Source organism: Armatimonadota bacterium (assembly GCA_017303935.1).
Taxonomy (GTDB): Bacteria; Armatimonadota; Fimbriimonadia; order Fimbriimonadales; family Fimbriimonadaceae; genus JAFLBD01.
In genome coordinates, this window is the sequence record JAFLBD010000002.1 from 234,623 (window position 1) to 248,155 (window position 13,533).

The 13,533-nt window shown below is 53.0% G+C and carries 13 protein-coding genes; 4 read left to right on the plus strand and 9 right to left on the minus strand.

Features of this window, described 5'->3' with window-relative positions:
• Positions 1-17 precede the first annotated feature (17 nt).
• Genes flgN through J0L72_05785 form a run of 7 tightly spaced genes read right to left on the minus strand, consistent with a single transcriptional unit; the run spans position 18 to position 5,444 of the window.
• A complete protein-coding gene (flgN, locus tag J0L72_05755; protein ID MBN8690280.1) occupies positions 18-488 on the minus strand; it encodes a flagellar export chaperone FlgN in 471 nt (156 codons plus the stop codon).
• The gene (locus J0L72_05760) at positions 485-898 is read right to left on the minus strand and encodes a hypothetical protein (protein MBN8690281.1); all 414 of its coding nucleotides are present in this window, start codon (positions 896-898) and stop codon (positions 485-487) included. The genes flgN and J0L72_05760 overlap by 4 nt, the downstream gene beginning before the upstream one ends.
• Complete coding sequence (locus J0L72_05765) at positions 898-2,085, minus strand: flagellar basal body P-ring protein FlgI (protein ID MBN8690282.1); 1,188 nt, start codon at positions 2,083-2,085, stop codon at positions 898-900. The genes J0L72_05760 and J0L72_05765 overlap by 1 nt, the downstream gene beginning before the upstream one ends.
• Positions 2,085-2,693, minus strand: a complete 609-nt coding sequence (locus J0L72_05770; GenBank protein ID MBN8690283.1) for a flagellar basal body L-ring protein FlgH — start codon at positions 2,691-2,693, stop codon at positions 2,085-2,087. The genes J0L72_05765 and J0L72_05770 overlap by 1 nt, the downstream gene beginning before the upstream one ends.
• 20 nt (positions 2,694-2,713) lie before the next feature.
• Positions 2,714-3,892, minus strand: a complete 1,179-nt coding sequence (locus tag J0L72_05775; protein MBN8690284.1) for a hypothetical protein — start codon at positions 3,890-3,892, stop codon at positions 2,714-2,716.
• Between the two features lie 3 nt (positions 3,893-3,895).
• Positions 3,896-4,684, minus strand: coding sequence for a flagellar basal-body rod protein FlgG (gene flgG / locus J0L72_05780; GenBank protein MBN8690285.1), 789 nt, complete (start codon positions 4,682-4,684; stop codon positions 3,896-3,898).
• Between the two features lie 28 nt (positions 4,685-4,712).
• Positions 4,713-5,444, minus strand: coding sequence for a flagellar hook-basal body protein (locus J0L72_05785; GenBank protein ID MBN8690286.1), 732 nt, complete (start codon positions 5,442-5,444; stop codon positions 4,713-4,715).
• A 137-nt stretch (positions 5,445-5,581) separates the two neighbouring features.
• On the opposite strand from J0L72_05785, the gene J0L72_05790 reads away from it, so the two are divergent.
• The 4 genes from J0L72_05790 to J0L72_05805 all read left to right on the plus strand — a co-directional run bounded on the left by J0L72_05790 (position 5,582) and on the right by J0L72_05805 (position 8,291).
• Positions 5,582-6,001 (plus strand): cupin domain-containing protein, encoded by a 420-nt coding sequence (locus tag J0L72_05790; protein MBN8690287.1) that lies wholly within the window; start codon positions 5,582-5,584, stop codon positions 5,999-6,001.
• The gene (locus J0L72_05795; protein ID MBN8690288.1) at positions 5,998-7,401 is read left to right on the plus strand and encodes a hypothetical protein; all 1,404 of its coding nucleotides are present in this window, start codon (positions 5,998-6,000) and stop codon (positions 7,399-7,401) included. Before J0L72_05790 ends, J0L72_05795 begins: the two co-directional genes overlap by 4 nt.
• A 69-nt stretch (positions 7,402-7,470) precedes the next feature.
• A complete protein-coding gene (locus J0L72_05800; GenBank protein MBN8690289.1) occupies positions 7,471-7,755 on the plus strand; it encodes a hypothetical protein in 285 nt (94 codons plus the stop codon).
• Positions 7,752-8,291: a hypothetical protein gene (locus J0L72_05805; protein ID MBN8690290.1), complete on the plus strand. Its 540-nt coding sequence runs from the start codon at positions 7,752-7,754 to the stop codon at positions 8,289-8,291. The genes J0L72_05800 and J0L72_05805 overlap by 4 nt, the downstream gene beginning before the upstream one ends.
• Here J0L72_05805 and J0L72_05810 read toward each other — a convergent pair.
• Both J0L72_05810 and J0L72_05815 read right to left on the minus strand, forming a co-directional pair.
• Positions 8,288-11,428, minus strand: a complete 3,141-nt coding sequence (locus tag J0L72_05810; GenBank protein ID MBN8690291.1) for a PDZ domain-containing protein — start codon at positions 11,426-11,428, stop codon at positions 8,288-8,290. The two genes, J0L72_05805 and J0L72_05810, sit on opposite strands and share 4 nt — an antisense overlap.
• A gap of 39 nt (positions 11,429-11,467) precedes the next feature.
• Positions 11,468-13,492, minus strand: coding sequence for an ATP-dependent DNA helicase (locus tag J0L72_05815; GenBank protein MBN8690292.1), 2,025 nt, complete (start codon positions 13,490-13,492; stop codon positions 11,468-11,470).
• Positions 13,493-13,533: the final 41 nt, after the last annotated feature.

Sequence of the window (13,533 nt, forward strand, 5' to 3'; positions counted from 1 at the left end):
TTTCCTCAGTTTCTGGCTTAAGCGACTTGGTCCATCAGTACCGCGCCAACCTGAGCCACGGCAAACGGTGTCTGCTGCTCTTGAGCCACTTTGGCGATCAGCGCCAGAGTGCCGCCAACGTAAGTCAGTTCGCTCTCAATCAGCTTTCGATTGCGGTCCAATCGTTCCTTCAGGTTTTCACCCACGATTTCAACGCGCTTTGCCAACGATTCGACTTGACGTGCTTCGGCTGGGGACAGCGCCTCAACGATGCTTCGAAGACCAGGCATCACACCTAGTTCTCCGGCCAGCTCTTGCGTTGCGGCCACGGCTTTCTTGTCGATTTCGTTCAGCACCAGCGATTGACTTGTGATGTCTTCCTGGATGCTCTCAATTCTTCCAACTTCGCGCAGGGTGAGGGCGGCGGTCTGCTCGGCCAATGTGCGGTTGATCCGCTCTGCCGTGCTCAGCCAATCCCACCAGATGCGCTGGAGGTCTCGTGATTTCATGATTTTGTTTTTTCCTGATTGTCTTGTCGCGACAAGATCAGCCTTCCAGCCTCTTGCCGATAAATGCTCTCGCTGAGCTTGTTGCTCAACATCTTTGCGATCCCCAGCGAACCGGATTTACCGATCTGCTCAGAGATTGCGTTCATAAACTGCTCGCTCGTGAAGTCGCCCATCGGACCTTCGCCACCAAACCCCTTTGGCAACATCTCCTTCAGCAAGTCCTTTGCAAAGTACGCTTCTGTCTCGCTGGCAGCCTTTTTCAGCTTCGCGACTTCCTCCTGTGCAGCTTTGCTCAAGTCACCTTCGAACAAAGTGAAAGGGTTGCTCCCTTTGATCTCCAGGAGCTTGCGCCCTCTGTTCTCAAGCTGGTTCACTGCCGATTGGATTCGGCTTAGGTCGAGGCTACTCATCACTGCACCTTGATCCTTGCCTTGAGCGAGCCTTGCTCCTTCAGTGCTTGTAGGATTGAAATGATGTCGCGTGGCGAAACCTTGAGCGCTTGGAACACACGTGCCAGGTCAGCGATGGTCGTCACAGGGCCGATCATCCCGACTTGGGCGGTGTCTTCGGTCGCACCTACCTCGGTGTTCTTCACCGGTTGTGTAGTGCCATTGCTCAACGGATTTGGCTGACTGATATCGTTGTAGTCTTGGATCACAATCTGCAGCGAGCCTTGGCTAACAACAGCCGGGCCGAGCTTCACATTTGCACCCATTACGATCGTTCCCGTGCGCTCGTTGACAACCACAAGTGCCGGAATATCCACCTTCACGGTCATGGTCTCCACCATGCTCATGGTCTGAACAGGATCCCAACCTTGCGGGAGATTCAATTGGATCGTCCCGCCATCAATGGCAGATGGGTTCAGTTCAGGGCGCAATTCTCGAATTCGGGATGCAACACGGTTTGCAGTGGTCAAATCACCTTCGTCGAGCTCGACATACATCCTGCCTGAATAAACCAATTGGAACGGAATCGTCCGTTCGATAATCGCTCCGGAGATAACTCGACCCACGTTCACATGGTTCTTTTGGACCGAAGCACCGCCCGAACTCACGTTGAACCCACCGATGCTCACGGCTCCTTGTGCCACCGCGATCGCGTTCTCCTTATCACTGGCGCCATAGAGCGGTGCCTGCAACAAATAGCCACCTTGCAGCGACTTCGCATCACCGATGCTCTGCACAGTGACATCGAGTGCATTACCAGGGGAAGAAAACGGCGGAAGATCTGCCGTAATCGCTACTGTCGCCACGTTCTTCGCGTCCAGCTGAGTTGGATCGATCATCGTGCCAAAGTTCTTCATCGCGTTCGCCAAGAGCGTCGCGGTGAATGGCGTCTTCTTCGTATCTCCAGTGCCTTCCAATCCCACGATCAGGCCATAACCCATGATCTGGTTTCGGCGGACACCGCGGAACCGGGCGACATCTTTGATGCGAACTTCAATACCGTTTTTCTCGATCTCGAGCGCCGCATTGAGGTCAGAGGCACTTGGTCCGTCGATTGGAGTCACCGTGCCGCCGCCCGCCTGAGCGTGGACGGTTTGGTGCGTAAGCCCCAAGAAAATCGCGAAGAGAAATAGCTTGTGAAACTTCATCAGAACAACCAATCCAGCATTTGGGTCAGAATCCCGCGGCGTTGGCGATCAGCGATCTGACCTTTGCCAGCAAATCGGATTTCAGCTTGTGCAATCGACTCGCTCAGAACTGTGTTATCTGGCGAGATATCGTCCCGGCGAATAACGCCAGTCAGCTTAAAGGTCTGAGTGTCTTTGTTGACTTGAATCAACCGCCGACCTTCGATGACCAAGTTGCCGTTGGGGGAAACGGAAATCACTTCTGCGGTTAGCCGCGCACGGAGGGTGCCATTTTGCGTGGTCGTTCCGGTGCCATTCGACTTTCCGCTCGAATTCGTTGTCTTGTTCGTACCAAGATCAAGAAAACTGAACAGGCCTTTAAGCACCGACTGACCGACGCTGTTGTCGTCGGTTTTGCTCGTGCTTGTTGTTGCTGCGAAACTCGCCACGCTAGATTCACTGATCAAGATCGTGATCAGGTCGCCGACCTTTCGCGCTGTTCGATCGAGCAAAGGATTGATGACTTGGTCCGACCACGCCGAGCCAGTGGTCTCGTCGGTTGTCGCGTTCTTGTCGATAACTTGAGAAAACGCGGACGATGCGAGGGCAATGCCAACGATCGCGCTCATAGATCTGAATGGTGTGTTCTTCATAAAATAACCTCGACGAGGGCAGGACCGATCACTCGGCCAGCCAAATGAACCCCTTCGGCTGTTTGGACTTCGACTCGATTCAGCCCGCTAGTGCGAACGATCTTGCCGGACATAGAAACCTTTAAGCCTGCAGATTTGGCTTGAATTTGAACTTGGCTCCCGACTGCTGGCAGTGGTGGAAGTCCGACCACGCGCAATGAGAGGGATCGCGTGTTAAACCGCTGACCATCCAACCGAACTTCGATTGGAATCTGCACTCGGTCGCCATTTGCGCTCAGGCGAGTCGCGACCAAATCCACCTTTCCAACCCCTATTCGCAAAGGCGGTTGTGGATTCAGGTCTTCGATTTCGACCGGAACTCCAGCCTGATTCGAAAGATAAGCCCGAGCTGCCTCGAGGAACACGTCCTGCTCAATCGTTTGATCTGCGCGGCGGACGATAACGCTTGCCGGACACTCAAACTTGAATTGCTTCGGATCGACGCCGCCTACTCGGAGTCGGAGTTCGATTCTGCTGATATCGATCTTTCGGAACGACCCGATGGTTGGTGTATCGCCAATTGGAATGGTGGCGATCTTCTCCTTGAGTTCCGCCGGCACATTGAGCTCCGCGATATCAAGAAGTGAAAATGTTTCAGTGCTAACATAGCTCTCTGGCCGAACAGAAACCGTCATTGCCGCGACCTTCGTCGCGACCGCGCTATTGACCACTTTGTCGGGTGCTGGCTTTGTGTTCGAGTTAGTGTTGGTGTTCGGCGTCGTGACCGGTTTAGAGTTCGATTCAGTACGGATGACTCCCGCCAAGCCTTCGCCTGCATTGGAAAGCGTTGGTCTCAGCGCCGAAGTCAAAAACCCTTCTTTTGGTTCTAAACTCGTGCTCGCTGGGAACACCGCGATCACCAACTTTCCGACGACCGCAGATTGACCTGAAATCGTCGCAGAGACGTCTCCTTCCAAACTGATTGAAAGCGACGTTGCTGCGCTGCTCACGGTGATTCGAGGCAATACTTCGACTCCATCCGCCGCAACAAGGCGATTGTTTTCGACGGTCAAGCGCGCTTCCTTGGCATAAACCACCCGGGCGTCTCGCATAAAGCGTAAATAGCCCTCGCCATCGACTCGAACCGAGACCGAAGGTGCGGTAGCGACAGATAATGCAATCAAAAAGGCGTTCATGGTTTATCGCTTGAGCTGGTTGAGAATGCTGAGCATGTCGTCGGCGGTCTGAATAGCCTTCGAGTTGATTTCGTAGGCTCGCTGAGCGGTGATCATGCGGATCATTTCTTCGACGATCGACACGTTCGACCCCTCGACGAATCCGCCCTGGATCGAACCGGCACCGTTCTCGCCTGGATTTCCAGTTTGAGGATCGCCGCTTGCGCCGCCAGCTTGATAAATGTTCTGTCCCAATCGGGTCAATCCCGCCGGGTTAGGGAAGGTTGTCAAAGTGATCGTCCCGAGTAGTTGCGGTTGATCTTGTCCAGGTAATTGAACGGAAACGTTTCCGTTCGCGCTCACAGAGAATGAGGTCGCGTTAGCTGGAACAGACATATTCGGGATCAGCTTGTAGCCGTCGCTGGTGACCAAAGTGCCGTCAGCATCGCGCTTGAAGCTTCCATCGCGGGTGTATCCGGTCGATCCGTCAGGTAGTTCGACGGCGAAAAACCCTTCGCCGGTGATCGCGAGTTCGTAAGGATTGCCGGTCGCTTGCAATCCACCTTGGCTAAAGTTGACGCTGTTGCCAGCGTATCGCGTACCCAATCCAACTTGGATGCCTCCGGGCAAACGTACAGTGCCGCTTGTTTCCGCGCCGCTCGGCTTGAGCGACTGGTACATCAGATCCTGGAATTCGGCTCGCATCCCCTTAAACGCCACCGTATTGATGTTCGAGAGGTTGTTTGAAATCACGTCAAGGTTGGTTTGCTGTGCCACCATTCCGGTTCCAGCAGTAATCAAAGCGCGCATCATAGTCTTTCAGTTCTCCTTAAGGGTCGTGTTATTGGGTTCGAGCAGCCTCAATCAGCTTGCTGGACATTTCGTCGTGGGCCTGGACACTCTTTTGGGCCATCTCATAAATTCGTTGCACTTGGACCATTTCGATCATCGTGGAGACCACATTCACGTTGCTCGACTCGATTGATTCGGGAGTCAGAACAGCATTGGGTTCGGCGGTGACGTTGCCAATGGCGGTGAACAAGCTATCGCCTGCTTTCTTCCAATCGCCATCAAAAACGGCGACCTTACCGAGCACTTGATCTCCCACTGTCACCGATCCATCGTTGGTGATTCGAACCGGGCCGGGAGCGCTCACCGTGATCGGGTTGCCAGATGCATCAAGCACTGGAAAACCATTTGGGTTGACAATTTGGCGTTGGTCGTCGAGGCCAAAGTTGCCTGCGCGGGTGTACATCACGCCACCAGGTGTTTGAACAGCAAACATCCCCTTTTCGGTGGAAATCGAAACATCCAGCCCGTTGCCGGTGGTTTGGGTTGCGCCGCGTTCAAATACGGTTGCTGTCGCAGAAATTTCGGGGCCAGTTTGTAAAGTGCCGAGCAATCGACCTTCTCCTCCGCCATCACGCATCTCGCGCAAAAGGCTCTCCTGAAAGGCCATTTCGTCCCGTTTGTATCCGGTTGTGCTGGCGTTGGCGAGGTTGTGCGCCACGCTATCGAGCCATGCCTGACCCGCTGCCATTCCGGTTGCCGCTGTATAAAGACCGCGATTCATCCCAATTTGTCTATTGGCTAGTGTTCTTGCTAGGGTTAGGGTAAGAACTTCGCAATCTACTTTAGGTTTATGTGAATTCAGGCTGGAAATGTGGAATGCATCCACCCTTTTCGCGATCCGAACATATAATAAAAACGATGGCTCTAATTGTCACCAAGAAGTCAGAAGCTCCTTTTTCTGAATTTGATCTGCAGTGCAATCGGCTCGAAGATTCTCCGAGTGAACTAGTTTCGGAGAGTCGGCGATATTACGATGGCAAGTACTTTAAGGCGGTACATTCAAAAATAGGGCCGGGCCATATCCAGCCTTGGCATAGGCATTCTCAAACAGCTGAACTCGTCGTCGTTCTACGCGGAAAGATCCGGTTTCATGAGGGGAAGGAGTGCTATGATCTGGTCGAAGGAGACTCTGCACTTTGGCTCCCAGATGAAATCAACCTGCATACAATGGAAAATGCAACCGGTGAATGGTCTGAATATCTCACGATAAAATCGCCTTGCCATCAAACGCCGATTTCGATCATGGAGTCCGATCGAATCACTGATGGTGTGAAATGAAAGGTGAGACTGCCTGCGCGCCACCGGAACTTGTTAAAAACGCTAAGTCAATTCTGAGCGCGTTCTTAAGCGAATACTCTATCTCGGTTGGTGGCCAGAACGTTGACGTCGAAACCGGTGCTGCAGTCGAAATTCTGGCCTACTTTTTCAAATACTGGTTTGTTTGGGCAGGTAGCCCGAGCACATTCGCAAGCCGGGAAGTGTGGGTAAGAGGCGCAGCCAATGAACTTGACAAAGTTCCATGGATGAGCGCACGGTTCTCATTTGAGCAACTCTTGGCGGCAGTCAGCTTGCTTGCTGAGTTGGAACTCCTAGAACCCACTGTACGTGAAGACTTTTTCACCAATACTTCGCAAACGAATGAAAAACTAAAAGTGCCTGTGATTCAACTGAATCTTAATGCAGTTGTTCCGTTGCAGGTCCAAGCGGTTTTTGCGGAAACGATTTCAAATACGATAAATCGCTTTGAAAGACGAAGAAAGCTGATCGAAGATCGTGGCCCAGGTGCTCCTGTTGTTGGCCCCCAAAACATGTCTGAGATGCTAGAAAACATCCCAGCTGGAGGCACGATCCGAATGGCAATGTATTCTGGCCGAACAGTGTTTCACACCGAGGACCAGCAGGGAAGAGTCTCGGAGCACTCAATCAAAGAACTTTTGGAGCATCGGAACGAATACAAAATAAAGATGCTCATCTTAACCGATAAGGCGATTGCACCACTCAACGAGTCTGCGACCGAAACTTGGCTTCGAGCTAACCTTGTAGAGGGAATCGGCAAAATCAGAGAAGTTGACTTATCTGATGATCAGCTGATGCGTCTAGACGTGCGCCTATATGGTGACGAGATCAAAGACGGGTTGTTTAGAGGAACAATCGTGACGGATCATAACGATGTTCCCATTCAGACTCTATTCACAATATTCGACTTTTGGAACGAACGCGGGACCTATGGAGAAATCGGAATGTCTATCGGAGATTCCAATCTCAGTGAATTGCTCAAAATCTATTTCGATCAGGCATTTGCAAATTCGGTCCCTATTTTCAAGCGGCGGTGGCTTGGGTTTGTCCTCCAAAATGTAGGATTGGAGGTCAGGGCCGCAATTTTGACAACGCTTCTATCCTGCATAGCAATCGTGATTGCCCTCAGAAATCCCTTGCTTCAAAGCTACTCCAAAGATATTGTTACCAATACCATTGGAACCTTAGTAGCGTCATTGATCGTGCTGATTTTTGGACTTGTCCCCATCTGGGGACGAATAAAGAGAATCCGACCATTCTCCCGCCTTGACCTTGATCGATTCTCCCCTACCAAGCTCAAGCAGTACGCCATTGAGCGAGATACGAAGGAGAAAGCCAAAAGGAATACTCCAGTTCCAGACGTTGCCATTGTCAAAAATTAAGCACATCAATAATGTGGTAATATCACCACAAATATGATACTATTCGGAACCCGGAGGAGGACGCAGGTCATGCTACTTCTTGGGCTGTTGGAAGAATCGCACAACAGCGAGCTCGCCTCGTTGATGGGTTGCGGATTGATGACGGTTCAGCGCATCACCGCGTCTTTGGAAGATGAAGAAGTGCTCGTGGGCCGCCTCATAGGACGTACCCGGCGGCTAAGCTTCAATCCGCGATATCCTGCAGTTAACGAACTGAAGGCACTATTGAAGATTCTCGCTATTCGGGATCAAGAAGTGGATGATATGGCGAGCGGCCTCAGGAGACGACCTAGGAAGCGAGGAAAAGAGATTTGATCCCCACCATTACTGCACAAGACACCTTACGTGAAGTGGTTTTCAAGGTGTGTACCGCACTCCACGAAACCGGAATCAAAGCCGTGTTGACAGGCGGCGCGGCCGCCGCTTTCTATGCTCCCGAAGCTGCACAATCGCGAGACGCTGACTTTATTGCAAGTTGGTATTCGCTCCAGCGCGAGTTCGATGAGACGATGCGCTTGCTCGGTTACATCAAGTCTGGTCGTATCTATCGCCACCCGATGAGTATGTTCACCATTGATTTTCCAGACGTGGAAATTCGGATCGGGCAGTCGTTCATCCAAGAATTCGACACGATCCGCGAAGGTGAACTATTACTGCACATCCTTTCTCCGTTGCATGTGGTTTGCGATCGGCTGGCGAGTTTCTATTGGTTCGATGATCGATCCGCGCTCAAGGCGGCGGTTGCAGTGGCCAAGCTACAGCACGTTGCGCTGTGGGAAGTCGAAGAATGGAGCAAGCAACATGGCGAACTCGAGAACTATCAGGAGTTCGCCATGCGAGTCGGGCTTTAGCCCTTCTTGGGTGGGGTGAGTCGCTTCACCTTCATCACAGGTGCTTTGCGGATTTCAGCCTGAAGCACTTCGATCGCCTTGTCTAGCTGGACATCGCGGCCCTGCATAAACGAGACTGGATCGTCATCAACTTCAATATCAGGCTTGAATCCGTACCCGTCTGGCAACCATTTTCCTTTCGGGTCGAAGCTGCCTTGAAGCGGACAGGAGATATAGCCGCCGTCGATGGTGGTCATTCCGCCAACAGCAACAAATCCACCCCAGGTTCGGGCGCCGATCGACTTGCCGAGTTGCATATAGCGAAATCCGGTGCTGAAATACTCGCCGTCGCTGGCGGTCTGCTCGTTGGTAACGATCACCACTCGCGAATTGAACGCCATTCGGTGGTAAGGCACCGGTGCGCCTTGACGCGATTGGTCCCATTCGAACGCCACTCTCTTCAATCGCTCCAAGATCATCCCGCTGGTGATGCCGCCACCGTTGTAGCGAACGTCGATGATCAGGCCATCTTTATCCAAGTTTGCATAGAAGTACTTGCTGAATTCAGTCATCCCAAATTCGCCCATATCCGGAACGTGGATGTACGCGATATTGCTCCCACCTTCTTTCTGGACGTACTGCCGGTTTCGGGTCACCCAGTCGTAATAGCGCGCCGATTGTTCTGACCTCATTGTTCGGACCCAGAAACTTCGGGCTCCATCGCCGGTTGGCTTGCTGTTCACTTTTAACTTGACCAATTGGCCAGCCTTGCCCATCAAGAGTTCGTTTGGATTGCTCACTCGGGTGATCGGCACATCGTTTATCGCAAGGAGGTAGTCACCTTCTTTGACGCCGATTTCGGGATTCATCAATGGTGAGCGTGAGCTCTCTTCGAACCCATCGCCAGCGAAAATCCGCTTGAACCGGAGTCCGCCACCTTCCCACGCCATGTCGGCGCCCAGGTAACCCAGTCCGCCAGGTTGCGGCGGTGCTGTCATGCGCTCATAACCGCCGCCATTGAACATGTGCGACACATTCACTTCGGCTTGCATTTGACCGACGAGGTCGTTGAGGTCGTTTCGATCACTCACCGCAGGGAGCAGTGCACTGAGTTTTTCCCAAACCTTGGGCCAATCGGCGCCATGCAAGTTCGGATCGTAGAAGTTATCGCGAATGAAGCGCCATCCCTCACGAAGGATTTGACGCCATTCCTTCTCCGGTTCAACGCGCACTTGCCAGCTCGAAAGATTGACCGACGGCCCACCGAATCCGCCCTCAGTGCTACCGACTTTCAGGTCACCTTCGATTTGAGCGACGATCTTGTTGCCGTCAGGGGTGAGTTTGTAGCCCGCGACGCCTTCTGCGACTGTTCCCGGTCGCTTTCCTTCAAGCGTGAAGGATTTCAGCGCACCGTCTTGTTGCCAGAAAATCGTGCCACTGACCGCGCTTAAGTTGTACAAATCGCCCACGACTCCAGGGATTGAGAGAAGTCGATTGCTCGCACCTTCCAGATCATAAGTCACGGTCGGAGATGGTGTCGGATCGGATTGGCCCTCTTCATCAACGCGCTCCGCGAACGGGTTCAACGCTTCCTTTGTCAGCGGGAAGAACATGATCCTCGTCGGCCCCGTGATATTCATTTGGAAGTCAAACGAATCCCATTGCGGGCGAATCACCCGGTCGGTCAGGAAGTACAAGTACCGATTCGAGCGGTCAAATACTGGGTTGTAGTCGCGAGTCGGCGGCTCGGTCAGGCGGTGTGTTTTTCCTGTCGCTGAATCAAGCAAGAAGATGCTGGATTGATTGAACGCCTCGCTCTTGCTGTAGGCGATGAACCGTCCGTCAACGCTAACACTTCCACTGACGTCCATGCCGTATTCGTCTTCAAAAATCTTGGTGGTTTCGCCAGTTTTCGCGTCGACTTTCCATAGCGTCCTTGTCGCATCGGATACCAACAAAAATGCGCTATTAGGCGACCATTGAATCCGCTGAATGCTCTTAGATTTGAACTGAGTGAGCTGTCTAGGCTCGCCACCATCAGGGTTGACCAACCAAACATTTTCTTCATCCGATTTGTCGCTGACAAAGGCAATCGAGCTATTGCTGGGTGCCCAGGCGGCAAGCTTGTTTCGGCTACCAGGCCAAGCGGCAACCTCGCGGATATCGCCTTTATCGGCAGGGGCAGAGAAGATCTGTCCGCGACATTCCACCAAGATTCGCTTGCCGGTCGGACCAGGAGAATACGCCTCAAGGTCGCCGCCGATTCGGTGAGCGCGGGCATGAATTCGATCCGTCGACACCGATAGCTTTACCGTCTGAGTCGTTCCCTTCAAGGGGTCGAAAATCTCTAAGTTCTGGCCAAATCGATAAACAATTCTCTTTCCATCTGAGCTTGGTGACTGAACGTCGTAGTCCTTTTGGAAAGTCACCTGCTTCTCGGCGCCAGTTTCGGTATTGAGGCTGAAAAGATTGGCGGAGCCGTTCTTTTCGCTCACGAAAAATAGATTATTTCCGCAGAAAGTTGGATATTGTTCGTTGATCTCATTCTTGGTCAACCGAGAGAATGCGCCGCGCTTTGGTTCATACAGCCAGATGTCGTTTGCCATCCCGCCGCGGTATCGCTTCCACCAATGATCTTCCAGTCCAGTCTTGACATAGGCGATCTTCGACCCATCAAGATTGACCGAGAATTGAGCCGCCTTTGGCATCGGATACGGGATCGGAATTCCGCCTTCGATGGGAGCCCGCAGGAGTCGCATCTCGCCCATTGAGCTGCTGCCACGTGTGCGGTAAACCACCGACTTTCCATCGGGGAGCCAGTCCAAAATCGTTGCTCCAGTCGAGTCGTAAGTGATTCGTGTAGGAGTGCCACCCGTGGTTGGCATGACATAAACTTCTAGGCGTCCATCGTAGTTGCCAGAAAAGGCAATTTGGGAGCCGTCTGGGCTGAACTTCGGGAAGCCTTCGGTGCCCGGCCAGGAAGTCAACCGGGTGGCTTTGTTGGTCTTCAGGTCGCCGAGCCAAAGGTCGCCTTCCGCCGAATAAACCACCATGTCCCCAAGAATGTCGGGTTGTTGAGGAATCTGTGCCGGTGAAATCTGGGCGGAAACGGCCGCGGTTTGTACCGCAAAAAGACCAGCAATAAGAAGCCAACGCATACCATCGAATATACACGTCTCGGGCCCATATTCGTTACCCTATTCGAGCCCGACCGCCGCCATCGCTTCATAAATGTCCGTGAAGCGGCTCATGTCCATCGGCAGATTCATCAGAATCTCCTCGCCATACGGTTTGGACTGCACCCGCGGGTCAAGAAGAGCGATGACGCCACGATCGGTTTCGGTTCGGATCAGCCGGCCGGCTCCTTGCCGGATGAGGAGTTTGGCTTGGGCTAAGGTGTGCTCTCGGAACGGATCCTTGCCGGCTTGGACGAGGCTCGCCATCCGCACGATCACGGGAGGTTCTGTTGGGACTTCAAACGGCACCCGCACGATCACGACGCACGACAATGTGTCACCTGGCGCGTCAAATCCCGTCCAAAAACTGCGCAGTCCGAAAAGTGATGAATTCGTTCTGCGCTTAAACATATCACCTATCGGGCCAGGTGCCATCCGCGGCTGGATAGTGATCGGAAGTTCCTCGTCTCGAGGCATCAAAGCATAAACCGCTTCCATCTCCCGGCGAGAATGGAACAGTGCCAAAGTTCTCCCGCTCATCGCCTGGATAATCTCAGTGAGTTCGTCCGCGATGGCTTGGAAGTACAGATGTTCGCTCCCCTGCTTTCTCGCGACCGTCGGGTCTGGAATCTTGCCCGGCTTCGGTAGGTACAAGCTCGCTTGGGTAGTAAAGTCGAATGGCGACGGCAGAATCTCTTCGGTGCCAGGCTTGCACCCAACGAGATCGTTGTAAAAGTCGAAAGAGCTATCCAAAGCCAGTGTCGCCGAAAGACAAGCGTACGGAATTCGGTCCCATAGGAGCTCTTTGAGCGGTTCAGCCACCCCAACCGTATCTTGGCGATACCCGTTCACGGGGCCGGTCTTCGAGTAGCTGACGCTCAAACCCGCCGGAGTCATAAACAGTCGGCACCGGTCTCCATAGTCGCCAATCGCCATGCTGTACATCCGAACAAGTTCGTTTGATGCCGGCCCAGCTTGCCATCCTCGTTTGATCTCGGTGACTTGGTCTAAGAACTTGTCGCAAGCCCGAGAAACGGCGTACATGAGCGGGTCAATCCCCTCGGAATTGCCCATGTACTTGTCCATTCCGGGGTGTTTCTCAACCTCGACAGGCGAGATTGCAAAAATGCCTTGCTTCCCCTTTTCGATAGAAAGTAGGTTCAAATCTTGCTTACAAATCTCGATATCGTGCTGGAAATCTTGGAGTATCGCGTTCCAATCATCTTCCGACTGGTGAGAACGCGCTTCTGGCAAGAGCTCTCGGCCAAGCCTAGCGGCGATGCTCTGCAATCCACTCAGGCTGTTGGTGTCCACTTGAAATTCCAGCGCACCCAAAGCCGCGGAATATAGATCGTGAGCTTCATCAAAGAGGATAAAGTCCAACTTCCCCAAGAATCCAACGTCGTCCTGGCTAACCCTTGCCGCGAGTGCGTCCTGCAACAAAATGCTGTGATTGGTGAGGATCAGGTGGGCCGATTCCGCCCGCTGTCTCGCCTTAAAGTAGTAGCAATCGTTGTAGGCCGGGCAGAACTTTCCTGCACAAATCTGCGGCGCGGCGACCTTTGGCCAGATCTGTGAAATCTCGCGCATCGGCTTCTTGACGATTCGACGAAACTCATTCTCCGTCCCCATTTCGGCTTCGCGGCGAAACGCATCCGAGATATCTCTAGGAAATTCTTCAAGAGACATTTGGCATGCATATCGCTGCCGCCCCATGAGTTGCTGCGTCTTTATCGTGCCTTCCGGAAGGTCAAAAAGGGATAGGGCAAACGGAAGATCCTTGCGCCAATATTGATCTGCGAGAACGTTGGTAAATGTTCCGATCGCAATCCGTTTCTGATGGCTCACCGCGACGGCAATTGCAGGAATCAGCGAGGCCAAGCTCTTACCGAGACCGGTCGGAGCTTCGATGGCACCACTTCCGCCTCCAACCATGAGATCGCCGAGCAAAAGCGCAAGTTGATATTGGTCCGGACGGTCCACGAATCCAGGCTGCTCGCGCAACCGATCGAAAGCGGATTCGATGAGTTCGCGATAGTCTGACATTCCACACGGATAATGACACGCCGCACACCACAAGAGGGAAC

What these genes read in the sequence shown, in the direction of transcription:
- flgN (MBN8690280.1), bottom strand. Translation starts at nt 488, where the DNA reads ATGAAATCACGAGACCTCCAGCGCATCTGGTGGGATTGGCTGAGCACG.
- J0L72_05760 (MBN8690281.1), bottom strand. Translation starts at nt 898, where the DNA reads ATGAGTAGCCTCGACCTAAGCCGAATCCAATCGGCAGTGAACCAGCTT.
- J0L72_05765 (MBN8690282.1), bottom strand. Translation starts at nt 2,085, where the DNA reads ATGAAGTTTCACAAGCTATTTCTCTTCGCGATTTTCTTGGGGCTTACG.
- J0L72_05770 (MBN8690283.1), bottom strand. Translation starts at nt 2,693, where the DNA reads ATGAGCGCGATCGTTGGCATTGCCCTCGCATCGTCCGCGTTTTCTCAA.
- J0L72_05775 (MBN8690284.1), bottom strand. Translation starts at nt 3,892, where the DNA reads ATGAACGCCTTTTTGATTGCATTATCTGTCGCTACCGCACCTTCGGTC.
- flgG (MBN8690285.1), bottom strand. Translation starts at nt 4,684, where the DNA reads ATGATGCGCGCTTTGATTACTGCTGGAACCGGAATGGTGGCACAGCAA.
- J0L72_05785 (MBN8690286.1), bottom strand. Translation starts at nt 5,444, where the DNA reads ATGAATCGCGGTCTTTATACAGCGGCAACCGGAATGGCAGCGGGTCAG.
- J0L72_05790 (MBN8690287.1), top strand. Translation starts at nt 5,582, where the DNA reads ATGGCTCTAATTGTCACCAAGAAGTCAGAAGCTCCTTTTTCTGAATTT.
- J0L72_05795 (MBN8690288.1), top strand. Translation starts at nt 5,998, where the DNA reads ATGAAAGGTGAGACTGCCTGCGCGCCACCGGAACTTGTTAAAAACGCT.
- J0L72_05800 (MBN8690289.1), top strand. Translation starts at nt 7,471, where the DNA reads ATGCTACTTCTTGGGCTGTTGGAAGAATCGCACAACAGCGAGCTCGCC.
- J0L72_05810 (MBN8690291.1), bottom strand. Translation starts at nt 11,428, where the DNA reads ATGCGTTGGCTTCTTATTGCTGGTCTTTTTGCGGTACAAACCGCGGCC.
- J0L72_05815 (MBN8690292.1), bottom strand. Translation starts at nt 13,492, where the DNA reads ATGTCAGACTATCGCGAACTCATCGAATCCGCTTTCGATCGGTTGCGC.